The organism is Desulfuromonas soudanensis (assembly GCF_001278055.1).
Lineage (GTDB): Bacteria > Desulfobacterota > Desulfuromonadia > Desulfuromonadales > WTL > Deferrimonas > Deferrimonas soudanensis.
In genome coordinates this window covers 1,752,108-1,772,271 of the sequence record NZ_CP010802.1, presented here as the reverse complement: position 1 = coordinate 1,772,271, position 20,164 = coordinate 1,752,108, and the positions used below count along the sequence as shown (strand labels likewise).

The 20,164-nt window shown below is 62.4% G+C and carries 23 protein-coding genes and 1 pseudogene; 10 read left to right on the top strand and 14 right to left on the bottom strand.

Annotated features, from left to right (window positions below; translation table 11 throughout):
* Nucleotides 1-230: 230 nt before the first annotated feature.
* Together DSOUD_RS07950 and DSOUD_RS07945 are read right to left on the bottom strand one after the other, a co-directional pair.
* Entirely contained in the window at nucleotides 231-779 is a 549-nt protein-coding gene (locus DSOUD_RS07950; RefSeq protein WP_053550508.1) for a hypothetical protein, read from the bottom strand.
* On the bottom strand, nucleotides 779-2,092 hold the full coding sequence (locus DSOUD_RS07945; protein WP_053550507.1) for a M48 family metalloprotease: 1,314 nt from the start codon (nucleotides 2,090-2,092) through the stop codon (nucleotides 779-781). The genes DSOUD_RS07950 and DSOUD_RS07945 overlap by 1 nt, the downstream gene beginning before the upstream one ends.
* A gap of 227 nt (nucleotides 2,093-2,319) precedes the next feature.
* Here DSOUD_RS07945 and typA point away from each other — a divergent pair, with 227 nt between their 5' ends.
* From typA to amrA, 4 genes are all read left to right on the top strand, one after another.
* Nucleotides 2,320-4,131: a translational GTPase TypA gene (gene typA / locus DSOUD_RS07940; RefSeq protein ID WP_053550506.1), complete on the top strand. Its 1,812-nt coding sequence runs from the start codon at nucleotides 2,320-2,322 to the stop codon at nucleotides 4,129-4,131.
* A 413-nt stretch (nucleotides 4,132-4,544) separates the two neighbouring features.
* The gene (locus tag DSOUD_RS18420; protein WP_157671804.1) at nucleotides 4,545-4,715 is read left to right on the top strand and encodes a hypothetical protein; all 171 of its coding nucleotides are present in this window, start codon (nucleotides 4,545-4,547) and stop codon (nucleotides 4,713-4,715) included.
* A 179-nt stretch (nucleotides 4,716-4,894) separates the two neighbouring features.
* Nucleotides 4,895-6,025, top strand: coding sequence for an NADH:flavin oxidoreductase (locus DSOUD_RS07935; RefSeq protein WP_053550505.1), 1,131 nt, complete (start codon nucleotides 4,895-4,897; stop codon nucleotides 6,023-6,025).
* Nucleotides 6,026-6,129: 104 nt separating this feature from the next.
* A complete protein-coding gene (amrA, locus tag DSOUD_RS07930; RefSeq protein WP_053550504.1) occupies nucleotides 6,130-6,717 on the top strand; it encodes an AmmeMemoRadiSam system protein A in 588 nt (195 codons plus the stop codon).
* A gap of 87 nt (nucleotides 6,718-6,804) precedes the next feature.
* On the opposite strand, the gene DSOUD_RS07925 is transcribed toward amrA, so the two are convergent.
* The gene (locus DSOUD_RS07925; protein WP_053550503.1) at nucleotides 6,805-7,860 is read right to left on the bottom strand and encodes a dihydroorotate dehydrogenase-like protein; all 1,056 of its coding nucleotides are present in this window, start codon (nucleotides 7,858-7,860) and stop codon (nucleotides 6,805-6,807) included.
* Between the two features lie 174 nt (nucleotides 7,861-8,034).
* Nucleotides 8,035-8,754, bottom strand: coding sequence for an RT0821/Lpp0805 family surface protein (locus DSOUD_RS07920; protein WP_053550502.1), 720 nt, complete (start codon nucleotides 8,752-8,754; stop codon nucleotides 8,035-8,037).
* A gap of 156 nt (nucleotides 8,755-8,910) precedes the next feature.
* On the opposite strand from DSOUD_RS07920, the gene DSOUD_RS07915 reads away from it, so the two are divergent.
* Nucleotides 8,911-9,693 (top strand): DUF3014 domain-containing protein, encoded by a 783-nt coding sequence (locus DSOUD_RS07915; protein WP_053550501.1) that lies wholly within the window; start codon nucleotides 8,911-8,913, stop codon nucleotides 9,691-9,693.
* A gap of 85 nt (nucleotides 9,694-9,778) precedes the next feature.
* Nucleotides 9,779-10,171 (top strand): c-type cytochrome, encoded by a 393-nt coding sequence (locus tag DSOUD_RS07910; RefSeq protein WP_053550500.1) that lies wholly within the window; start codon nucleotides 9,779-9,781, stop codon nucleotides 10,169-10,171.
* Between the two features lie 80 nt (nucleotides 10,172-10,251).
* On the opposite strand, the gene DSOUD_RS07905 is transcribed toward DSOUD_RS07910, so the two are convergent.
* Complete coding sequence (locus DSOUD_RS07905; protein ID WP_053550499.1) at nucleotides 10,252-10,938, bottom strand: hypothetical protein; 687 nt, start codon at nucleotides 10,936-10,938, stop codon at nucleotides 10,252-10,254.
* 236 nt (nucleotides 10,939-11,174) lie between these two features.
* On the opposite strand from DSOUD_RS07905, the gene DSOUD_RS07900 reads away from it, so the two are divergent.
* The 3 genes from DSOUD_RS07900 to DSOUD_RS07890 are packed head-to-tail and all read left to right on the top strand — an operon-like array spanning nucleotide 11,175 to nucleotide 15,140.
* Nucleotides 11,175-11,801, top strand: coding sequence for a (2Fe-2S)-binding protein (locus DSOUD_RS07900; protein ID WP_082351144.1), 627 nt, complete (start codon nucleotides 11,175-11,177; stop codon nucleotides 11,799-11,801).
* 39 nt (nucleotides 11,802-11,840) lie between these two features.
* On the top strand, nucleotides 11,841-14,162 hold the full coding sequence (locus DSOUD_RS07895) for a xanthine dehydrogenase family protein molybdopterin-binding subunit (protein ID WP_053550498.1): 2,322 nt from the start codon (nucleotides 11,841-11,843) through the stop codon (nucleotides 14,160-14,162).
* Nucleotides 14,163-14,165: 3 nt separating this feature from the next.
* Complete coding sequence (locus DSOUD_RS07890; protein ID WP_053550497.1) at nucleotides 14,166-15,140, top strand: FAD binding domain-containing protein; 975 nt, start codon at nucleotides 14,166-14,168, stop codon at nucleotides 15,138-15,140.
* A gap of 116 nt (nucleotides 15,141-15,256) precedes the next feature.
* On the opposite strand, the gene DSOUD_RS07885 is transcribed toward DSOUD_RS07890, so the two are convergent.
* The gene (locus DSOUD_RS07885; protein ID WP_053550496.1) at nucleotides 15,257-15,703 is read right to left on the bottom strand and encodes a hypothetical protein; all 447 of its coding nucleotides are present in this window, start codon (nucleotides 15,701-15,703) and stop codon (nucleotides 15,257-15,259) included.
* A gap of 99 nt (nucleotides 15,704-15,802) precedes the next feature.
* Between DSOUD_RS07885 and DSOUD_RS07880 the strand changes: the two genes are divergently transcribed.
* A complete protein-coding gene (locus DSOUD_RS07880; protein WP_053550495.1) occupies nucleotides 15,803-16,243 on the top strand; it encodes a helix-turn-helix domain-containing protein in 441 nt (146 codons plus the stop codon).
* A gap of 39 nt (nucleotides 16,244-16,282) precedes the next feature.
* Here the strand turns inward: DSOUD_RS07880 and brnA are convergent.
* From brnA to DSOUD_RS07840, 8 genes and pseudogenes are all read right to left on the bottom strand, one after another.
* A pseudogene (gene brnA, locus DSOUD_RS19155) lies at nucleotides 16,283-16,506 on the bottom strand (type II toxin-antitoxin system BrnA family antitoxin).
* Nucleotides 16,503-17,231 (bottom strand): Fic family protein, encoded by a 729-nt coding sequence (locus DSOUD_RS07870; protein WP_053552333.1) that lies wholly within the window; start codon nucleotides 17,229-17,231, stop codon nucleotides 16,503-16,505. Before DSOUD_RS07870 ends, brnA begins: the two are co-directional and overlap by 4 nt.
* A gap of 11 nt (nucleotides 17,232-17,242) precedes the next feature.
* On the bottom strand, nucleotides 17,243-17,527 hold the full coding sequence (locus DSOUD_RS07865) for a helix-turn-helix domain-containing protein (RefSeq protein ID WP_198300384.1): 285 nt from the start codon (nucleotides 17,525-17,527) through the stop codon (nucleotides 17,243-17,245).
* Complete coding sequence (locus tag DSOUD_RS07860; protein ID WP_053550494.1) at nucleotides 17,518-17,847, bottom strand: hypothetical protein; 330 nt, start codon at nucleotides 17,845-17,847, stop codon at nucleotides 17,518-17,520. Before DSOUD_RS07860 ends, DSOUD_RS07865 begins: the two co-directional genes overlap by 10 nt.
* Nucleotides 17,844-18,311 (bottom strand): GxxExxY protein, encoded by a 468-nt coding sequence (locus tag DSOUD_RS07855; RefSeq protein WP_232426521.1) that lies wholly within the window; start codon nucleotides 18,309-18,311, stop codon nucleotides 17,844-17,846. The genes DSOUD_RS07860 and DSOUD_RS07855 overlap by 4 nt, the downstream gene beginning before the upstream one ends.
* Complete coding sequence (locus DSOUD_RS07850; protein ID WP_053550493.1) at nucleotides 18,304-18,594, bottom strand: nucleotidyltransferase family protein; 291 nt, start codon at nucleotides 18,592-18,594, stop codon at nucleotides 18,304-18,306. The genes DSOUD_RS07855 and DSOUD_RS07850 overlap by 8 nt, the downstream gene beginning before the upstream one ends.
* 243 nt (nucleotides 18,595-18,837) lie before the next feature.
* Nucleotides 18,838-19,506: an SOS response-associated peptidase gene (locus tag DSOUD_RS07845; RefSeq protein ID WP_053550492.1), complete on the bottom strand. Its 669-nt coding sequence runs from the start codon at nucleotides 19,504-19,506 to the stop codon at nucleotides 18,838-18,840.
* Nucleotides 19,507-19,593: 87 nt separating this feature from the next.
* A complete protein-coding gene (locus DSOUD_RS07840) occupies nucleotides 19,594-19,857 on the bottom strand; it encodes a hypothetical protein (RefSeq protein WP_053550491.1) in 264 nt (87 codons plus the stop codon).
* Nucleotides 19,858-20,164: the final 307 nt, after the last annotated feature.

Sequence of the window (20,164 nt, the reverse complement as noted above, 5' to 3'; positions counted from 1 at the left end):
GAAATCCTTTATCTGAAAAATCCGGCGAACCTTACAATGATAAAATGCATCAACGCAGAGTCGCTGAGATGGAGAGAAGTGCCTGCAGGATCGACCTTCTGTCAAAAATGATCTCTCTGCGCTCTCCTTGGTCCTCTGCGACTCGGCGTTGAATCCTTTTTCTTACCCGTCTTTCCTTCTTTCCCGGTTATTGCGAAGTCATCAAGGTTAATCAATGGGGGGGGAGAAAGTCAACCGGTTTCACCGGCGGAGGAAGGGGGCTCCTGACCGGCCAGACGCCCCGTTGCGGCCATCGCCGCCTCGAGGTGGCGGGTGACCAGGCGGGGGTATTCGATGCAGGAGAGGACCAGGGTCGTCGAAGAATCGACGGCGACAATGCGCAACGAAGCGAGCTCTTCGCCGTAGGGTTTGAGGACAAAGGAGCCGACGGCATCGAGGTCAAGGACCAGGTGCCGGACACGCAAAAAGCCGCGCTGAGCCAGGATGCGCCGGTCGGTGACGGCGTAGAAAACGTTTTCCCATTCGAGACGGGCGACAAAGAGCTGCCCGAGGGCAAGATAGAGGGCGGCCAGGAGAAACGGCAGGGGGATCCAGGGGATCAGCGGCAGGTGGTAGACGGCGGCGAGTTGCAGAGCGACGACCTGCCAGTAGAGGGTCGGAACCAGGAGGATGACGCCGAAGAGGGCGTGGCGCCAGTTGCGCATGGTGTAGCAGCGCGGCGCCGGCCGCCCCTCCCAGACAAGGCGTTCTCCCGGCTGCAGCAGGGTGGTCCAGTCCATCAGCGCCCCTCGAGAATGCGCAGCCGCTCGCCGGCGGCCCGGCCGAGCTTGCCGCCGCCGTCGGCCTCGGCGACGGCGCGGTAAAGCTCCGCGGCCTTGGCGGGCTTGCCGGTCTTCTCATACCCTTCGGCCAGCAGGTACCCCCCCTGCAGGGTCGGCAGGAGCGCCATGCTCGCCTCGAACTCCTTCACCGCCGCCGCCCCCTTTTCCTGCTGCAGGTAGACATAGCCGAGACCGAGACGTGACGCATAGTAATTGCCGTCGAGATGCACCGCTTGAGCGAGGTGGCGGCGGGCCGAGGCGAGGTCGTCGGCGCGCAGATAGGCCATCCCCAGCGCGGTGAGAATCAGCCCCTGATCGGGAGCCACGGAGGCGGCCTGCAGATAGGTGGCGATGGCCCGTCCCGCGTCCCCCTGTTTTTCCAGGGCTTGCGCCTGATCATAAAGAGCATATCCCTTCTGCGCCTCGCGGATTCCGGCGGTCGCCGCCTGCAACTCCTCGGCGCCGAGGCGGTATCCGGAGTTGCCGAGGGCCTGGGGATAGGTGGCGGCGATATAACTGCGGTTGGCGTCGAGCCGATCCCGGGAGAAGGGGTGCGTGCGGAACATGCCGCCGAGCCAGTCCGGTTCGGCCCCCTTTTCGACCTTGCGGTAAAAGAACTCCTGCAGCTGCACCGCCCCGGCGGGATCGTATCCGGCCCTGACCATGGTGTCGATGCCGAGGCGGTCCGATTCCCGTTCCTGCTCGCGGCTGTAGGAGCGATCGAGAAGGGCCGTCGCCATCTCCCCGGCCTGGCGGGCCAGCGGGCCGTAGGACGCCTGGCCGGTGACCCCGGAAAGAACCGCCAGCCCCGCTCCGAAGAGGGTGTCGCGCTGCATCCCCTGCACGGCGTGGCGGGCGTCGACGTGCCCCACCTCGTGGCCGAGGACCGCGGCGAGCTGGGCCTCGTTGTCGAGATTGACCAGGAGTCCGCGACTGACGGCGATAAAGCCTCCCGGGAGGGCGAAGGCATTGGGGGAGGAATCGTTGACGACCCGGACGCGGTAGGGGAGATCGGGGCGGCCGCTGAGACGGCCGAGGCGCACGCCGACGGCGTTGACATAGGCATTGAGGTCCGGGTCGGGATACTCCCCTCCCATCTGCTGCAACGCCTGGGGAAAAGTCTTTTCCCCCAGAGCGATTTCTTCAGCGGGAGAGACGGTAATCAGAGCCAGTTCCTGGCGGCCGGTCGCCGGATTGAGCGCGCACCCCCCGAGGAGTGCAACAGCGGCCAGCACCGACAGGGTTCTTTGCAGGACAGTCAACGGATGCATGATTTATCTCCTTTTCCCAACCTCGGCCTCTCGACCAGTTGCAGGTCGGACGTCACCTATCCTAGAATGATTTTCTCGGCGTCGCAACACCCGATCCGCAGGACCTCCCGTGGCGACGATATTTTTCTGGTTATTTTTATGACTTTAGTATAGGATTGTGAGGTTTTACAGGTGGCCTGCCGCCACCCACCGATTAGCGACCCAGAGAAGGAGCAGTAGACAGAGCCATGTCAGCAAACATTCGTAACATCGCCATTATCGCCCACGTCGACCACGGCAAGACCACCCTCGTCGACGCTATGCTCAGACAATCCGGAGTCTTCCGTGACAATCAGGCCATCACCGAGCGGGTGATGGACAGCAACGACCTCGAGAAGGAACGGGGGATCACCATCCTCTCCAAAAACCTCTCCATTCACCACGGAGGGCTGAAGATCAACATCGTCGACACCCCCGGTCACGCCGACTTCGGCGGCGAGGTGGAGCGGGTTCTGAAGATGGTCGACTCGGTGCTCCTCCTCGTCGACGCCTTCGACGGCCCCATGCCCCAGACCCGCTTCGTTCTCAAGAAGTCCCTTGACCTCGGCATCAAGCCGATCGTGGTCATCAACAAGATCGACCGCCCCGGCGCCCGTGCCGAAGAAGTGGTGAACATGGTCTTCGACCTCTTCTGCGAACTCACCACCGACGAAGGGCAGCTCGACTTCCCCATCGTCTACGCCAGCGCCAAGAGCGGTTACGCCAAGCGCCACCTCGCCGACGAATCGAATGACCTCGAGCCGCTCTTCGAGATGATCGCCGAACGCGTGGCGCCCCCCGTGGCCAACCCCGATGCCCCCTTCCAGATGCTCGTTTCCAGTATCGCCTACAACGACTACCTCGGCCGCATCGCCACCGGACGCATCGCCAACGGCCGCGTCAAGGCCGGCGAAACCATCGCCCACATCGACAAGGATGGCAAGATCACCCGGGGGCGCATCAGCAAACTCCTCGGCTACGAAGGATTGGCCCAGATCGAAATCCCCGACTCGGTCGCCGGCGACATCGTCAGCATCGCCGGCTTCGAGACCGTCAGCATCGGCGAGACCCTGGCCAGCGCCACCGAGCCGGTGGCCCTCCCCTACCTCGCCATCGACCAGCCGACCCTTTCGATGAACTTCATGGTCAGCGACTCCCCCTTCGCAGGCAAGGAAGGGAAGTACGTCACCTCCCGCAACATCCGCGACCGCCTGACCAAGGAGCTGCGGACCAACGTCTCCCTGCGCGTCGAGGACACGGACAATACCGATACCTTCAAGGTCTCCGGGCGCGGCGAACTGCACCTGTCGATTCTCATCGAGAACATGCGCCGCGAAGGCTTCGAACTCTCCGTCTCGAAACCCGAGGTCATCTTCCAGGAGATCGACGGCGTCCGTTGCGAGCCGATGGAATATCTGGTGATCGACGTCCCCGAGGAATACCAGGGGACGGTCATCGAGAAACTCGGCACCCGCAAGGCCGAGATGGTCTCCATGCAGCCGATGAACGGCGTCAACCGCCTCGAGTTCGTCATCCCGGCCCGGGGGCTCATCGGTTTCCGCACCGAATTCCTCACCGACACCCGGGGCACCGGCGTCATGAACCACACCTTCCACGAGTACTCCCCCTACAAGGGCCCCATCGCCGGGCGGAAGAACGGCGTCCTGATCTCCGTCGACAGCGGCGAGACGGTCGGCTACTCCCTCTTCAACCTCCAGGATCGCGGCATCCTCTTCCTCAGTGCCGGCACCCCCGTCTATGAGGGGATGATTGTCGGCCAGCACGCCAAGGACAACGACCTGGTGGTCAACGCCTGCCGCGGCAAGAAGTTGACCAACGTCCGCTCCTCGGGAACCGACGATTCGACGAAGTGTTCGCCGCCGACCATCCTCTCCCTGGAGCAGGCCCTCGAGTATATCGCCGATGACGAACTGGTCGAAGTCACCCCCAAATCGATCCGGCTGCGCAAACGCTACCTCGACGCCAACGAGCGCAAGAAGCACGAGAAGAAAAGCAAGTAACAGCGCCTGACAGACCAGGGCCCCGGGAGACCGGGGCCCTTTTTTTCACCCCCACAACGGAAATTGGCCAGAACAACTCGCCCGCCTTTCCTTTGACATTTCCGGCCGTTGCTCCCCGCCGATCCCCGCCATGAACTGCCCCGCAAAAATACATCCACGTTTCATAATAACGGTTTACATCCTGTTTTCTCTTGTTATATCAATGTGTTGCTGATCTGTTTACCCTTACGCCTCCTCCCTCCTTTTCAAAACATAAACAATCGGTATACAGAATAAAACAAAAACTGGCCTAAGATACTGTTTTTACGAAATTTTTTCCATACTACCCCTTGCATTCGCAAGGCGGCGCGCGTATAATCCTCATCAGTTATGTAAAATAAAACCATATCAAACACATAAAGAGGAGAACAAAAATGGAATGCCCCGTATGCAAAAGCAAAACCCGTGTTGAGATCGACACCCATTCGGACGGATTCGCCAAAAACCTTCAGGAATGCGGCAACTGCGAAGCGCTGTGGACCACCGAGAACAACCGGAGCATCCTCATTCACGGCGCCATCCCCCACCTGGCCGTCAATCAGTAATTCGGCTCCAACGCCGCCAACGGAAAAACCGTCCGTGTCCTCACCTACCCTACCGGTGACCAATGCGGACGGTTTTTCTTCTCCCTTCTCCCTTCTCCCTTCTCCCTTCCACCAAACTGGCATTTGTCGGCCAGCCGTGCTATGAAAAGAGTTCAACCGATCCGCAAAGGAGGCACCTCATGGCCCGCTCTCTGACCGACACCGTCGACATCAACGGCAAGATTACCCTCCCCAACCGCCTGGTGCGCAGCGCCACCTGGGAAGGGATGTGCGACGAAAGCGGCGCTCCCGGACCCCGTCTCGAGGATTTCTATCGCGCCCTGGTGCGCGGCGGTATCGGCCTGATCATAACCGGCTACACCTTCGTCCGCCGGGACGGCAAGCAGCTCCCCGGCAAGATGGGGATCGACACCGACGCTCTCCTCCCGGCACTGCAGAGCCTGACCCATGCCGTCCATCAGGAGGGGGGGATGATCTTCTGCCAGCTGGTGCATGCCGGCGGACAGTCGTCGGCAGCGACCATCGGCACCACGCCCATCGCCCCATCGGCCGTCTCCTTCCCCGCCTACCCCGGGATGCCGCGGGCGATGACCGTCGCCGAGATCGCCGAAGTCGTCGCCGCCTTTGCCGCCGGAGCCCGCCGCGCCCAGGAAGCGGGATTCGACGGGGTGCAGCTCCACGGCGCCCACGGCTACCTCATCAACCAGTTCCTTTCCCCCCTCACCAACCGGCGCCAGGACGAGTACGGCGGCTCCCTCGACAATCGGCTGCGCTTTCTCTGCGAGGTCTGCAGCGCGGTGCGCCAGGCCGTAGGACCCGCCTATCCGGTGACCATCAAACTCACCGCCAGCGACAACCTCCCCGAAGGCTTTACTGTCGAGGAGGCCCTGGAGGCCGCCCGGCGCATCGAGGCCCTCGGCATCGACGCCATCGAGATCAGCTCCGGCACCGCCGCTTCCGGCAAGCTCTCCCCGGTACGCCAGGGGATCGACAGCGAGGAACAGGAGGGGTACAACGCCCCCTTCGCCCGCGCCTTCACCCAGTCCCTGCAGATCCCGGTCATGGTGGTCGGCGGTTTCCGCTCCTACTCCGCCACCCGGGAGCTTCTCTGGGAGGGGTGTGCCGACCTCTTCGCGCTCTCTCGGCCGCTGATTCGCGAGCCCGACCTGCCGCGGCGCTGGCTGGAGGACGAAGGCTACCGCTCCACCTGCATCTCCTGCAACGGCTGTTTCAAGCCGGGGCTCAAGGAGGGAGGGATCCGCTGCGTCATCGCCGGCATCGCGGCCGAAAACCGCACCGTCCCCGTCTGACGATTTTTAATGCAAATCTCTTGAAAAATATGGCGAATTCGACTATATTGTGCGCGGCCGCAGGGCCCGAATTCCAAGTCAGAAAGATCCCTCCAGGAGGCTTCGTGGACAAAGAGTTGAACGCCAGGGAAAAAGCCGTACTCCTTGCCATCGCCCGCACGGCCATCGACAGCTGGGTCTGCAGCCAGCAGCCCTACATCGAACCCCGGGAAGAAAAGGCGCTCAACAGGCGCAACGGGTGCTTTGTCACCATCAAGGAACAGGGACGTCTGCGCGGCTGCATCGGCAACTTCTCCTCCGAACTCCCCCTGTTCCGGGAGGTCTCCGAGATGGCCGTCGCCTCGGCGACCAAGGATCCGCGCTTCTACCCGCTCAAGGAAGAGGATCTCGGCGAAATTTCCCTGGAAATCTCCGTCCTCTCGCCTCTGCACAAGATCGAGGACATCGGCGAGATCGAGGTCGGCCGCCACGGCATTTATCTCGAGAAGGGGTACTACCGCGGCGTCCTCCTCCCCCAGGTGGCAACCGAACACGGCTGGGACCGCGAGACCTTTCTCAACCAGACCTGCGTCAAGGCCGGACTCCCCACCGAAGCCTGGCGGGCCGAGGATGCCGAGATCTACATCTTCAGCGCCCAGGTATTCGGCGAACAGGATCTCCCCGAAGAAGAAGCCCTGGCCAACGGGGGCTGACCGCCCTCTTCGCTCTGCCAACAAAAAAACCCCCGACGCGACCAGCGGCCGGGGGTTTTTTGTTGTTGCACGCCGAAAACGGAAATTCTATCCGCCGCCGCCGAAGAGCTTGAGGTACTGCAGGCGTTCGTAGCTGTGCGGCCGCTCGCTCCGGGCCTGGCTGAGGCGCCCGCGAAAATCGCCGAGGGCGGCAAAGCCGTGACCGTCCATCCACTCCTCCAGCTCGCCGCGCATCCGGCCGATCTGTCCAAATCCGTGGAGATAGAGGGTGGAGCAGACCTGAACCGTCGTCGCGCCGGCGAGGATCTGCCGGGCGATGTCCAAGCCGTCGTGAATCCCGGTGGCGGCGGCGAGATCGCCGTCGATCCTCCCGGCCAGCAGGGAGATCCAGCGCAGGGTGGTGTGGCTCTCCTCCGGGGAGCTGTAGGGATTGCCGGCGACAAGTTTCAGGGTCTCTAGATCGATATCGAGGCGCAAAAAGCGGTTGAAAAGGACCAGGGCATCGGCGCCCCGCCAGACGACCCGACCCCCGCCCGTGGCGCCGCCGCACCAGCCGACGGAAAAATCGGCCCCCTCCACCCGGTCGCGGGTCAGGCGTTCGGCCACCCGGGCCAGTGCGGTGAAGTGGGGACCGATCTTGAGGGCCACAGGCACACCGACCCGGCTCTTGACCTCATGGAGAATGCGGAAATAGATCTCTTCGACCTCCGCTCCCTCCTGGTGCGGGTCGGTGGGCATCAGGGCGACATTGAGTTCGATGGCGTCGGCTCCGGCTCCTTCCAGCTGCCGGGCGTAGTCCCCCCAGCGACCGTCGGTGACGCAGTTGAGACTGGCGATAATCGGGACCTCCACCTCCTGTTTGGCCTCCCTCACCAGGCGCAGATAATCCCGGGGACCGAGCGCCATGCCGTAGCTGGCCAGATATTCGGCGGCTTCGCCGTGATCCACGAAATCGGCATAGCGTCCCAGAGCCCTTGTTTCGGCGGCGATCTGTTCCTCGAAGAGCGACTTGAGGACGATGGCCCCGGCTCCGGCCTCGGCGCATTTCTTCACACCCTTGAGGTTGGTGGTCAGGCCGCTGCTGGCGACCACGATCGGGTTGGAGAGATGCAGGCCCATATAGGTGGTGGAAAGATCAGTCATCGGCGCCTCCTTTTCATTGCAATGGGGGGACGGTTGCAGCCTCGCTTTCATCAAGACCCTGGGGAAAAAAGCTCACGACCATTTTGTTCTGCCGTCAAGACGCCAAGACCGTATCCGTGGCACCTCGGTGGCAAAAACCTTCCTTAGCGTTTTTCCAGGCGATCAACCGGGTCGTCATCGATGCCCCCTGTCCCTGTCCCTGTCCCTGTCCCAATCTCGGCCCCGGTCCCGACGGTCGTCGCGCCGGCGGTCGTCGCGGAAATCGTGACGATCCCGCCCGCGATAATCCCCGCGCCCCCGCCACCAGTCGTCGTGGCGGAGCGGCGAGCGGTAAATCCGGCTGCGAAAATGGTGGGGATAGCGGGTGCGGAACTGCCAGCCGTCAAGATAGTAGCTTCCCGGATAGAGGTGGCCGTGGCGGTAGACGAGACCGAAACTCAAAAAGATGTTGTAGGGCGCGTAAAACCCCGAGGGGTAGTAATAGTAGCGCTCCGGCGGCGTGTAGACGTAGACCCGGGCCGGCGGCGGGGGGCTCAGCGCCCCGCCGCCGGAGTCGGAGACGATCTGCCAGGTGCCGTCCGGCTGACGGCAGGCCCTTCCGTACCCCTGCTCTTCCCGGCCGGCGATGATGATGGTGCTGATAAATTCCCGGCACGGCTCGCCGTCCGGACCGGAAAAGGTCCGGGTCGGCACCACCGCCCCGGAGCGCCCGGTGTCGGGGTTGACCCAGTCGGCTCCCTGGTTGCTGGGGTTGTTTTCCAGGGCATACTGCAGGGTATCGGACATCGCCTGGCGCTCCGGTACCGCCAGGGCCCCGAGATTCTGCGCCTCCACCGCCGTCCCCCAAACCAGGACCAGGAGGAGCAGCGTCCACACGATTCCCTTTTGTTTCATGATCTTTCTCCCGGCAAGAGTGACCATTCGTCCCGGACAGCCCTCACGGCTGGTTCGGATACATCTATTATAACAGGGACTGGACGGAGCCCCTTGCGTCCCCTATTATTAAGCCTGTACCGTCTGCTGCAACTCTCCAAGGGGAAGGAAAAGACCATGAAGCCGTCGACCCTGAGCATGATCCTGCTGGCCCTGTGCATCATCGCGGCGGCGATCTTCTTCCGCTGGCCGCAGCCCCCGCCCGAGCCCCTTCCGCCCCTGGTGCAGGTCCAACCGGTACCCGAGAGACGGGCCGAGCCGGCGATCCTCCATCCCCTCCCCCTGCCGGACATCGTCGAGCCCCCCCTCCCCTCCCTGGCCGAAAGCGATCCCTACCTGCAGGAACTCCTGGCCCGGAACATCGAGACCCCCAAACTCCTGGGGCTCCTGATCCCGCGGGATTTCATCCCCCGCCTGGTGTTGATCGTCGACACCCTTCCGCAGCGCACAATCCCCCTCCAGCACCTCCCCCTGAAGGCGCCGGAAGGGACCTTTTTGACCCTCACCACCGCCGAGGGGTTGACGATCGCTCCGGCCAACGCCGCTCGCTACGCTCCCTACGTGGCTCTGGCCGAGGCCATCCCCGCCGAAACCCTCGCCTCCCTCTACCGCCGCCTCTACCCCCTCTTTCAGCAGGCCTACGAAGAGATGGGGTATTCGCGGCGCTACTTCAACGACCGCCTGGTGGAGGTCATCGACCACCTCCTGGCCACCCCGGACCCCGCCGCACCCCTCCTCCTCGAACCCCGCATACGCCGCGTCATCTACGCCGACCCGTCCTTCGAGGCCCTGTCCGCCGGACAGAAGATCCTGCTGCGCATGGGAGACGAAAACCGCCGTCGGGTTGTCAAGGTCCTGAGGGATTTCCGGGCCGCCATCGTCCTCCAGGGTCCCCAATAACCGGGGCGAGGATCATTGTGGAGGGGGAATTTTCTGCTATACTTTCGTTTCGGTTTTCCACCCCAACGAAAAACAGGAGATGGACATGAAAAGAATGACGCTGTGGATCGTCGCGGCCGCGGCACTGACCCTGACGGCAACCGGGGCGCTTGCTTCCGACGAAAAAAAAGAACATCTGGGAATGATGGGCGGCAACCAGGGAATGAAGGCGATGGCTGCGCCGTCGGCGGAGACCCTGGCCACCGGCAAGGCGATCTACGAGAAGACCTGCGCCGTCTGCCACGACACCGGTGTCGCCGGGGCCCCCAAGCTCGGGGACAAGACCGCCTGGGCCCCGCATATTGAGGAAGGGATCGATCACGTCGTCGAGGCGGCCATCAAGGGGGAAGGCGCCATGCCCCCCCGGGGCGGTGATCCGTCTCTCAGCGACGCCGAGGTGCGGGCGACGGTGAGTTACATGCTCGAACAGGCGCGCTGAAGAGCCTCTTCCGGCCCTGAAACGAAAAAAGACCGCCAGGCTTTGCGCCTGGCGGTCTTTTTTCGTTGCGGAAAGGCGGATCAGAGCGACTTGAACATATTGTTGAGCGAGACCTCGTAACTGTCGGTCCATTGGTTGATGGTCCCGGCGGTGACTGCCTTGATTCCAAAGGCTCCCAGAACCGTACTCCCCTGCATGTCGATGCGGCGGTAGAAAATCTTCTCCCCGTTCTTGTCCCAGAAGGAGACGACGTTTTTCGTCTTCGCCCGGGTCGTCGGGACGATGCCGCCGGTTGCCTGGGTCCACTCGGAGAAGACCAGGACAACGGCGTCGACTTTGAGGGTCTTGCAGAGCTCACGGGCTTTTTCCGCTGTGATATCCCCTTTTTTGAAGGCGGCACCGAAAAGCGGCATCTCCTTTTTCTTTAAGATCGGCGAATAGACGGACACCTGGATATCTTCGGCCGCCTTGCGGTAACCGGCCTCGGCGACAAAAGTTTCCGCCTTTCTCACCTGCCAGTGTTCGGCCAGGGTCTTCTCGGTAAAGGTCAGCATCTTCACCGTGCTCCCCCGCATCAGATCGCGGACGGAGGTGCCGCCGACGCTGCCGGAATCGACCGACCCCCCCCAGTCGCTGATCGCCAGGGAGACAACCGCGACCTTCTTCAGTTCAGGATTCCCCTTGATCTTCGCCGTGATGTTGGCGGCACACCCCGTCAGACCCAGCAACAGAACCACCAATCCGGCAACCCATAAACGTTTCTGCATGAATCGACCCTCCTGTGAATGAAATAAACAGATTAAAATGCGTTGGCGCTAATAGTCGCAAAATGACCGCCCGTTTGCAAGAATTTTCAAAAAGTTTACGGAGGACAAAAGTAAAAGGAGGAGGAGACGCCCCGCACTCCGGGAAAATTGCCACCGTCCATTGCGTCGCCGGTTATCTCTGCTTCAATAGCAGGGTCAGTCTTGTGCCAGATCGCCCAATCCGGGAAGGAGGAATCATGACCAAGGATCATCACGACGACGAATGCCCGTGCCGCCAAGGGGTCTCCCGCCGCGGTTTTCTCACGACCCTGGGGGTCGGTGCGGCGGCGGTGGCGGTCTCAGGGAAAGTCGCCGTTGCTGCGCCAGCCGGAGCCGTCGCAATCACCGGCGAGGAGATGACCAAAATCGTCCTCAGCATCAACGGCCGCAAGCAGCGCCTCCTCGTCGAACCGCGGTGGAGCCTCCTCCACGTGCTGCGCGACCGGCTCGGCCTCACCGCCGTGAAGGTCGGCTGCGAGCGGGGAGAATGCGGCGCCTGTACCGTCCTCATCGACGACGAACCGCGCTACGCCTGCATGACCCTGGCGCTGGAGGCGCAGGGGAAGGAGATCACCACCCTCGAAGGGCTGATGAGGGGGGAGGAGCTCGGCGCCACCCAGCAGGCTTTTTTAGAGACGGACGCCTTTCAGTGCGGCTACTGCACCCCCGGGCAGATCCTGGCGGCCGAAGGGCTGCTGCGGGCCAATCCCGACCCGACGCCAGAGGAGATCGCCCAGGGTATGAGCGGCAACCTCTGCCGCTGCGGCGCCTATACCCATATCTTCGCCGCCGTGCAGCAGGCGGCCGAAGCGAAGAGAGGATAATCCCCGGTTCGAAACTATCCTTTTTCACGGAGACCGATCATGGCCGAAGAGCAGAAGGACCTCTATTACACCCGGGACATCCCCGTCCCCGAAACCCCGCCGGCGGGGAGCGACCCCGCCCCCTGGGACAAAACCACCATCGTCGGCACCCGCAGGAGCCGGGTCGACGGCTACGAGCGGGTCAGCGGCACCGCCCTCTACCCCTCCGATCTGGCGCTGCCGCAGATGCTCTACGGCGCCATCGTTCGCTCTCCTTACCCCCATTGCCGGGTCAGGAGCGTCGACACCGCCGCCGCCGAGAGGCTGCCGGGGGTGCGGGCCGTTCTCACCGACGCCTCCCCGGAGGCGCAGGTGCGCTGGGAGTGGTCCAGGGGGTACGAGAAGCGCCTCTTCGATCCCCATTGCCGTTTCGAAGGAGAGACGGTGGCCGCCGTCGCCGCCGACACCCCACAGCAGGCCAGAGACGCCGCCACCGCCATCGTCGTCACCTACGACGTCCTCCCCTTTGTGGTGACGCTGGACGAGGCGGCCGCCGACAAGGCCGAAAAGGTCCACGACCAGGGGAACCGGGCCAAGCACGACACCTATTCCCGCGGCGATATGGAGAAGGGGTTTGCCGCCGCCGATGCAGTCCGAAAGCGGTCCTACAGCACCGCCGCCGAGCTCCACACGCCGCTGGAGCTCCACGGCTGCCTCGCCAACTGGGACGGTGAGAGCCTGACGATCTGGGAGTCGACTCAGGGGGTCTTCGCCGTGCAGAGCAAGGTCGCCGCCACCCTCGGCCTCCCCCTGTCGCGGGTGCGGGTCATCGGTTCCTACCTCGGCGGCGGCTTCGGAAGCAAGCTCACCCCGGGGAAGTACACCATCATCGCCGCGCTGCTCGCGAAAAAGGCCGCCCGGCCGGTCAAACTCTTTTTAAGCCGCGAGGAGACGTTCCTGGCGGTGGGGAATCGACCGCCGGCGCAGATGACGATCAAGGGCGGGGTCAAAAAGGACGGCACCCTCACGGCCCTCGAGTTCACCGGGATCGGCACAGGCGGCGCCTTCCCTGCCGGCGGCACCGCCCTCCTCGACTGGCTGGTGCGCGATCTCTACCTCTGCCCCAACGTCGCCTGCGAGACGACCGACCTCTTCATCCACGGCGGCCCCGCCCGCCCCTTCCGCGCTCCCGGCCATCCCCAGTGTTCCTGGGCTCTCGAGCAGATGATGGACGAACTCGCCGAGGCGATATCCATGGATCCGGTGGAACTGCGTCTGAAGAACATTCCGACGGTCAGCCAGGGGCGCGGCGGCGTCCCCTACACCAGTACCGGGCTCGAGGCGTGCATCCGCTCGGGAGCGAAGATCTTCGACTGGTCGAAGGCGCGCAAAAAGGCCGAGGAGGAGAGCGCCGGGAGTCATCTCAAGCGCGGCGTCGGCATGGGGAGCTGCGTCTGGTACGTCGGCGGCGGCGGTCCCCCCTCAACGGTAATCCTCAAGCTCTTTGCCGACGGCAGCGTCAACCTCAACATGGGGGCCTCGGATATCGGCACCGGCACCAAGACGATCATGGCCATGGTGGCCGCCGAGGAGCTGGGAATCAGGCCGGAGTTGATCCAGATCGAGAACGCCGACACCGGCACCACCTCCTACGCCACCCCCAGCGGCGGCAGCAAGACCGTCCCGACCGAGGCGCCGACGGTGCGGGCGGCCGCCGTCGAGCTCAAGCGCCAACTCCTGCAGTGGGCGGCGGAGGACCTCGGCGAGCCCGTCGAGGACCTGCGCTTCGAGGGGAGCCGCATCGTCTCGAAGGCCTCCGGCAAGGAGATCGGAACCACTGCCGTCTCCCGCCTCAAGAAACGCGGTCTGGCGGTCGGCATCGGCCATCGCGGACCCAATCCCGACGGCAAATCGGTGAACCCCTTTGCCGCCCAGTTCTGCGAAGTCGAGGTCAACACCCGCACCGGCGAGGTGCGGGTGCTGCGCTTTGTCGGTACCAACGAAAGCGGCCGGGTGATGAACCGCCTGACCTTCGACAACCAGGTCTTCGGCGGCATCGTCATGGGGATCGGCCTGGGGATGACCGAGTTCCGCCAGTTCGACGTCGGCCAGACCGGCAAGGTCCTCAACAAGAACTGGCACGACTACAAGCTGCCGACGGCTCTCGACGTGCCGCTGCAGATGATCTCTGAGCCGGTCGAGATGCCCGACGCCGAAGCCAACAGCGCCGGCGCCAAGGGGCTCGGCGAGCCGGTGACCATCCCCACCGCCGGGGCGATCGCCAACGCCGTCTACCACGCCACCGGGGTGCGGATCACCGAGAGCCCCCTCAACCCCCTGCAGGTCATGAGGGCCCTTTCCGCCGCGCAAAAGGAGGCCTGAGCCATGCTGCCGAACTTCAATTATTTCCGGCCCGATACCCTCAAGGAGGCGATCCGCGAGCTGCAGTCCCCCGGCGCCCTCCTCCACTCCGGCGGCACCGACCTGCTCGGCTGCCTCCATGACGGCGTCCTTACCGCCGAAAAACTCATCAGCCTGACCGCCCTCACCGAGCTTTCCGGGATCGGCTCCACGAGCGACGGCGGCCGGCGCCTCGGCGCCCTGACGACGATCACCGCCCTGGCGGCAAACGGCGACCTGGATAAAAATTATCCCGGCCTGGTGCAGGCCGCCGCCTCTGTGGCCTCGCCGCAACTGCGCAACCAGGGGACGCTCGGCGGCAACCTCTGCCAGAAACCGCGCTGCTGGTACTACCGCGGCGAGTTCGACTGCCTGCGCAAGGGGGGCCCCAAATGCTACGCCGTCGCCGGCCAGAACCAGTTCCACTGCCTCCTCGGCGGCAGCCAATGCTACATCGTTCACCCCTCCGATCCGGCCGCAGCCCTCCTCGCCCTCGATGCCCGGGTGGAGATCGCTGGCCCCGGCGGAAAGCGAACGGTGGCCGTGGAGAATTTCCACGTCCCCCCGCAGAAGGATCCCCACCGCGAGACGTTTCTCGAAGAGGGGGAGATCGTCACCGCCGTTCTCCTTCCGCCCCCCCAATCCGGTAGGCGCAGCTCCTACCGCAAGGTGCGCGCCCGCCAGTCCTGGGACTTCGCCGTCGCCGGCGTCGCCCTGGCCCTGCAGATAAACGGCGACATCGTCAGTGACAGCCGGGTGGTCCTCTCCGGCGCCGCGCCGGTCCCCTGGCGCTCGAAAATGGCCGAAGAAGCCCTCCGGGGAAGGACGCTCGATTCCAGGAGCGCCCGGGCCGCCGCCGAGGCGGCCATGGCCGAGGCGCGGCCGCTGGCTCACAACGGCTACAAGGTGCCGCTCTTCAAGGGGCTCATCGAAGATGAATTGCTCAAACTCGCCGGATAGGGTTTCGTTTCAGGAGGGTCGCCGACCGGTGCCTTCGACGCAAGCAAAAGGAGCCCCCGGCGGAATCTTCCGCCGGGGGCTCTCAACTGTCAGGGGGCCGAATCCATAGCCGTGCGTTACGCGGGCGTGAAATCCACCTTGCGATAAAAGCGCGAGAGCTCGAGCATAACGGATGCGACATCGGCGGCCTCGATGCCCTCCCCCCGGGCGCGGATCATCTCGATCAGGGAGGCGATAGTGGCAAGGAAGGCGGCAGCGTAGGCCTGTTCCTCCTCGTCGGAGGGGGCGAAGATGGCAATGATCGCCTCGGTCATCCAGTCATCGAACTTGAGGTTGCGCAGCAGCATGCGCGCCATGTAATGGGCGGCACTGGTGGTCATGCCGGCGGCCAGCGCCGACTGATAGACGGTGCCGTAGGAGAGCGCGCCGAAATAGACCAGTTTCTGTTCCGGTTCGTTCTCGGTCTCGGGAGGGTAAACGATTCCGGAGCTGATGAGGGGCCAGACCGCTTTGTAGACGGCCGAGAACCGGCGCTTTTTAGTGAAGATTTCAATTATGTACATGGGGGCTCCGATAGGGTGGGAAGGCGACAAGGTGAAACGGCACCGGGAGACAGGTCTGATAGACTGGAAAAAGAACGGCAGCCACGGAAGGAGAAGGCGATGACCCCGCTCTCGGATTTATCCCTGTCGACCCTGTTCCTGCTCTTTCTGATGCTGTTCCTGTTGATCGGCAACAGTCCGGCGATGCATCGGTGGCTGGATCGGATCACCAGGATGGCAAGGCGGGAAGGTGGGACGAAGGCGGAAAAGGAGCCCGAAGAAAAGCCGATGGGGAGAAGTGATCGCCTGAAGGGTTTCGAGGCGATCCTCTTTCAGCAACTGGCCCTCGCCGGGGTGAAGGGACTCTCGCCGGCAAGCCTGGCCGACGCTCTTCATTTCGACCGGCCGGCGGTCGAAGAGGCCCTCGCCTCCCTGGAAAATCAGGGAATGATCGAGCGGGGCGGTCTGCTCGGCCGAAGGTTTCATCTGTCCCCCGAGGGACGCGAGCGCGCCGTTCAGGAGGGGATCATCCCCCAAACCCGGACCGGGGACATTGCTTAATGTCCCCTTGGGGCTTTTGTCCTCGCAACTGCGGTCGATTCAGGAAGCTTGTTTGAGGCGTTCGGCAACCCAGACCTTGATAATTGACGGGCGCGGAACGCCGAGGCGTTTGGCCTCCTTATCGAGTTGGTGGATCATCCACAGCGGGAAATCGACATTGACCCGCTTTTGCTCCTGCTCCGGCCGCCTTGCTTTTGCAAGGTCGAGCTGGTCGACAATTCCTTGCCTTCGTCGAATTTGCGGTCGAATTCTTTAGCCTTCATAGCTGGCGGCCCTTGTCGGTCAGGCGATATTGCTGCAGGCGGCTGTTGGGCTTGTCGGGGAAGGTCATCTCAATCAGACCGTCGGCCAGGGCAGGTTTGAGGTAGCGTTCGCGGAAGGATTTGCGGTCCGAAAGGCCCAAGGCGGCTTGCAACGCCTCGCGGCTCATCTCACCTTGGAAAACTGCCAACAGTTCACTGACTTGGGGGGTGACTTGAGGGCTGACTTGGGGGGCGGAGGTGGTCACGGTATCCAGGATCATTCGCAGCATGAAGGCGATGAAGGGTGCCGAATCGGTCTGGCGGGTGCTCTCCTGCAAGGCCTGGTAGTACTCGGCCTGGTGCTCGAAGATCAGGCTTTCCACCGGGATGTCGGCAAACAGGCCGGACATCAAAATACGGTGCGCCTCCAGCAGATCCTTCTCCGCCTCGGGTTTCCAACTATCGAAATAGTCGTAGGCGGCCAGGGCGTTTTTCACCTCCTGCACCTCGCGGGGCGGAGCGATCACCCGCTTGCCGTCGAGAATCGCGGTAATTTGCGATTCGCTCAGGGTATTGCCCTCGATGGCTAGCGAGCCGTGAATGGTGCGGACGCGGTTGATACGCCGCAGCCGCAGCGCCCTGACCTTGTCGGTGAGCACTGTCAGCCGCCCGATGGCCTCGCTGATCCCGGCGGCCCGGTTCAGGATCTCGGGGGTGATGTTGTAGGGCGGCTGGTAGGCGCTCATCTTCTCACCGTTCAACGGGCGTCGTCGTTCGCGCCCGGCGCATCCTCGCCCAGAACCACAGGGCATTTATTAGCCTCATTCAGAACGAGGTTTCCCTTCTTGACATTATCTTTACAGAACTGCTCGAACTGCCGCTGAGCCAGCTTCGAAGGAATGGTCTTGCCGTTCTCCCAGCGGTTGACCGTGGCGAAGCTCACCCCGAGGGCGTGGGCCAGTTCCTCCTGGGAGAGTGCCAGCTGCCGCCGCACCTCCTTGACCGTTGCCGGAAAGTTTTCGGGTTGACGGATCATGGCCATTGGACATCTCCCGCTGATTGGACCAGGCGCAGCAGGCCGGGCGCAACGTTCCACTGGTGGCCGTCGTCGGTGGCGACGCTGATGGTCTTCTTGTTGAGGCGCAGCACCATGCCTTCCAGCATCCGGCCGTCCGGGGCCTGGAAGCCGACCCGGTCGCCCCTGGTGAAGCTGGTCATCAGCGTGGTGGCGCGGGCCTGGGAGATGAGCTTGAGCCGCTCGACGATCAGCCGGTTGAGAAAGAGCAGATCCTCTTCGTTCAACCGCTTGATCGCCTCCACGGCGGAGACACGGTCAACGATCTTGACGCTGCCGGGTTTCATGGCTGCGACTCCTGTTGATGCACGCGAAGGCGCGAAGACGCGAAGTTAGTGTGTTTGTTGACGACGCGCTGTAGACCGTCCTTCAGGAGCGGAGCGCCGAAGTTGATGAGCAGCCCGAGGGGAAGATTCATCAGGCGCAGGTAGGTCAGAAGCTGTTTGGGATGAACAGGGTGGATGTTTTCAACAGATTTCAGCTCAACGATCAGCTGACCATCAACCAGCAAATCCAGCCTAAAACCTTCGTCGAGTGAAACACCCTGATACTGAATGGGAACCGGCTTCTGCCTCTCGACCGACAGGCCACGCTGTTCAAGCATTTTGGACAGAACCGCCTCATAGACCGATTCCAGCAACCCCGGCCCCAGATCACGGTGCAGTTGCAGCGCCGCATCGATCACCATCGCGGCGACTTCCTCGATATCCCTTCGCGTCTTCACGTCTTCGCGTGAGGCCATCTCAAACATTGACCCGCTCCTGTTCAATATAGGGGCGCAACTCCGGCCGCAGGGCCTTTTCGGTGACCAGATCGACCGGACAGCCGAGCAGATCCTCCAGATAGAATTGCACGCCGAAATATCGTTTGGAATTGGCAGGGCCATCGAAAGCCACCAGCACATCGACATCGCTGCCGCTGGTCGCCGTGTCGCGGGCGGTCGAGCCGAACAGTGCCAGCCCGGTTACACCGAAGCGGGCCTGCAGCACCGGCTTGCTGCGGCTCAGCAGTTCAAGAGCGTGTTGTCTCTTCATGGTTCAACCTCACAACGGTCGTATTCATCTTCTGAGCCTTTGCGCATATGAAACCGTCGAGCATACGAAGGCCATTTAAAACTATCCGAGATTATAACATCTGCTATGTGGCGTGCAACTCAAAATTCGATGGAATTCCGACAGGTTCACTATTCCATTCAAACTTCCGCGGCCACATGTCGTAATTTCACTCAGGAGATTTGTGTACCTATTTCCAGCTAAAACTTCGTCCCCTGCACTTTCCTAAGCTCTCTCGATACACTTCTCACCGTCATTTCTTGAATTGCTCACATAGCTCGATACCGGATACATCTCAAGCACATCAGGTTTAAGAGCCCTCAGGATGTCCTGCAGTACGTGAGTCTCCTTGAACTCAGGATCAAGCCAGGTATCGAATAGCTCCGCCTCCAAAACGGCAGGCATGCGGTCATGGATCTCGGCCATCCGGTGTGTAGCTGGGACAGTGATGATGCTGCAGCTCTCTATGGCCTCCCCTGTCTCCTTCTCCATCCAGGCATCCCATAGGCCGGCAAAGGCGATAGGCTGCTTATCTGCCCTGTAGATGTAGTAAGGCTGCTTCTTGTCACCCTGCTTGTGCCATTCGTAGAAGCCGCTTGCGGGGATGATGCATCTCTTGGATTTGAATGGATCTCGGAAGAAAGGTTTTTGCGTAAGGGTTTCTACGCGAGCATTGAAGGCTGATACTCCTGTGCCCTTATCTTCTGACCAGTGAGGAATGAGGCCCCACCTGAGTGAGCTTAGTGTGCGCGTATTGTCTTGCTGTCTGATTGCTGGTATCTGGAGGGTTGGTGCGACGTTGTAGCTCTGGAGGTAGGACGGGATGCTCTCAAGGCGAAACTGTGCCTTCAGGGTGCTTGGCGAAATGTTGGCTGTCGAGATGCGTCCGCACATGGGGAGAGTGTATCAAAGAAAAGAGGCTACTTAACGCGCAAGGTGCGGGTTATTTCCGCGTCGGGTCAAGGGATTATCAGGCCGAGGCTAGTCCAGAAGAATATGATCCCCCGGATTCTTCAGCTCCTTGAGCTCCGGCAGGATCTCCTCCATGTCCCTGAGGAGCCGTTCGGTGTTCTTGAAGACCCCCTTGATCTCTGGATGCCAGGCGATTTCCACCTGGTGGCCGCAGTGGGTGCAGCTGTCCGTCGCCCGGTCACCGGCGGGAATCGCCTGGTAGACGGTGTAAAAGCCGCAGGCGTTGCATTTCTGGCGGTGAAATATGGGGTCGACCAATTTTTCGATATTCATGATCCCTCCTCCCGTTCTTTCGATTGCCGGATCCGGGATGGCCTCTCCGGATCTTCTCTTACCCCTTTATCGCCCGACCCGGGGGAAGGGGTCAAGTCGCCTGAGACGGAGGACTTTTTTCCGCTGTCTCCCCTTCCCTCGCTGACGCGGCCATCCCTGGCCGCGATGCAGCCACTGACTGGCGCTCGCTGCGCTTCGATTCCCGCCCCCGGAATATAAAAAGGGCCCGCCCCGGATGGGGTGAACCCTTTTTAAATGGTGGGGTGGCGTCCATTAAGATGTTTTCTTTTCCATATTAATTAGTTAG

Bases quoted from the DNA above. Each gene is read 5' to 3' on its own strand.
- DSOUD_RS07950 (WP_053550508.1), bottom strand. From the start codon at position 779: ATGGACTGGACCACCCTGCTGCAGCCGGGAGAACGCCTTGTCTGGGAG.
- DSOUD_RS07945 (WP_053550507.1), bottom strand. From the start codon at position 2,092: ATGCATCCGTTGACTGTCCTGCAAAGAACCCTGTCGGTGCTGGCCGCT.
- typA (WP_053550506.1), top strand. From the start codon at position 2,320: ATGTCAGCAAACATTCGTAACATCGCCATTATCGCCCACGTCGACCAC.
- DSOUD_RS18420 (WP_157671804.1), top strand. From the start codon at position 4,545: ATGGAATGCCCCGTATGCAAAAGCAAAACCCGTGTTGAGATCGACACC.
- DSOUD_RS07935 (WP_053550505.1), top strand. From the start codon at position 4,895: ATGGCCCGCTCTCTGACCGACACCGTCGACATCAACGGCAAGATTACC.
- DSOUD_RS07925 (WP_053550503.1), bottom strand. From the start codon at position 7,860: ATGACTGATCTTTCCACCACCTATATGGGCCTGCATCTCTCCAACCCG.
- DSOUD_RS07920 (WP_053550502.1), bottom strand. From the start codon at position 8,754: ATGAAACAAAAGGGAATCGTGTGGACGCTGCTCCTCCTGGTCCTGGTT.
- DSOUD_RS07915 (WP_053550501.1), top strand. From the start codon at position 8,911: ATGAAGCCGTCGACCCTGAGCATGATCCTGCTGGCCCTGTGCATCATC.
- DSOUD_RS07910 (WP_053550500.1), top strand. From the start codon at position 9,779: ATGAAAAGAATGACGCTGTGGATCGTCGCGGCCGCGGCACTGACCCTG.
- DSOUD_RS07905 (WP_053550499.1), bottom strand. From the start codon at position 10,938: ATGCAGAAACGTTTATGGGTTGCCGGATTGGTGGTTCTGTTGCTGGGT.
- DSOUD_RS07900 (WP_082351144.1), top strand. From the start codon at position 11,175: ATGACCAAGGATCATCACGACGACGAATGCCCGTGCCGCCAAGGGGTC.
- DSOUD_RS07895 (WP_053550498.1), top strand. From the start codon at position 11,841: ATGGCCGAAGAGCAGAAGGACCTCTATTACACCCGGGACATCCCCGTC.
- DSOUD_RS07890 (WP_053550497.1), top strand. From the start codon at position 14,166: ATGCTGCCGAACTTCAATTATTTCCGGCCCGATACCCTCAAGGAGGCG.
- DSOUD_RS07885 (WP_053550496.1), bottom strand. From the start codon at position 15,703: ATGTACATAATTGAAATCTTCACTAAAAAGCGCCGGTTCTCGGCCGTC.
- DSOUD_RS07880 (WP_053550495.1), top strand. From the start codon at position 15,803: ATGACCCCGCTCTCGGATTTATCCCTGTCGACCCTGTTCCTGCTCTTT.
- DSOUD_RS07870 (WP_053552333.1), bottom strand. From the start codon at position 17,231: ATGAGCGCCTACCAGCCGCCCTACAACATCACCCCCGAGATCCTGAAC.
- DSOUD_RS07865 (WP_198300384.1), bottom strand. From the start codon at position 17,527: ATGGCCATGATCCGTCAACCCGAAAACTTTCCGGCAACGGTCAAGGAG.
- DSOUD_RS07860 (WP_053550494.1), bottom strand. From the start codon at position 17,847: ATGAAACCCGGCAGCGTCAAGATCGTTGACCGTGTCTCCGCCGTGGAG.
- DSOUD_RS07855 (WP_232426521.1), bottom strand. From the start codon at position 18,311: ATGTTTGAGATGGCCTCACGCGAAGACGTGAAGACGCGAAGGGATATC.
- DSOUD_RS07850 (WP_053550493.1), bottom strand. From the start codon at position 18,594: ATGAAGAGACAACACGCTCTTGAACTGCTGAGCCGCAGCAAGCCGGTG.
- DSOUD_RS07845 (WP_053550492.1), bottom strand. From the start codon at position 19,506: ATGTGCGGACGCATCTCGACAGCCAACATTTCGCCAAGCACCCTGAAG.
- DSOUD_RS07840 (WP_053550491.1), bottom strand. From the start codon at position 19,857: ATGAATATCGAAAAATTGGTCGACCCCATATTTCACCGCCAGAAATGC.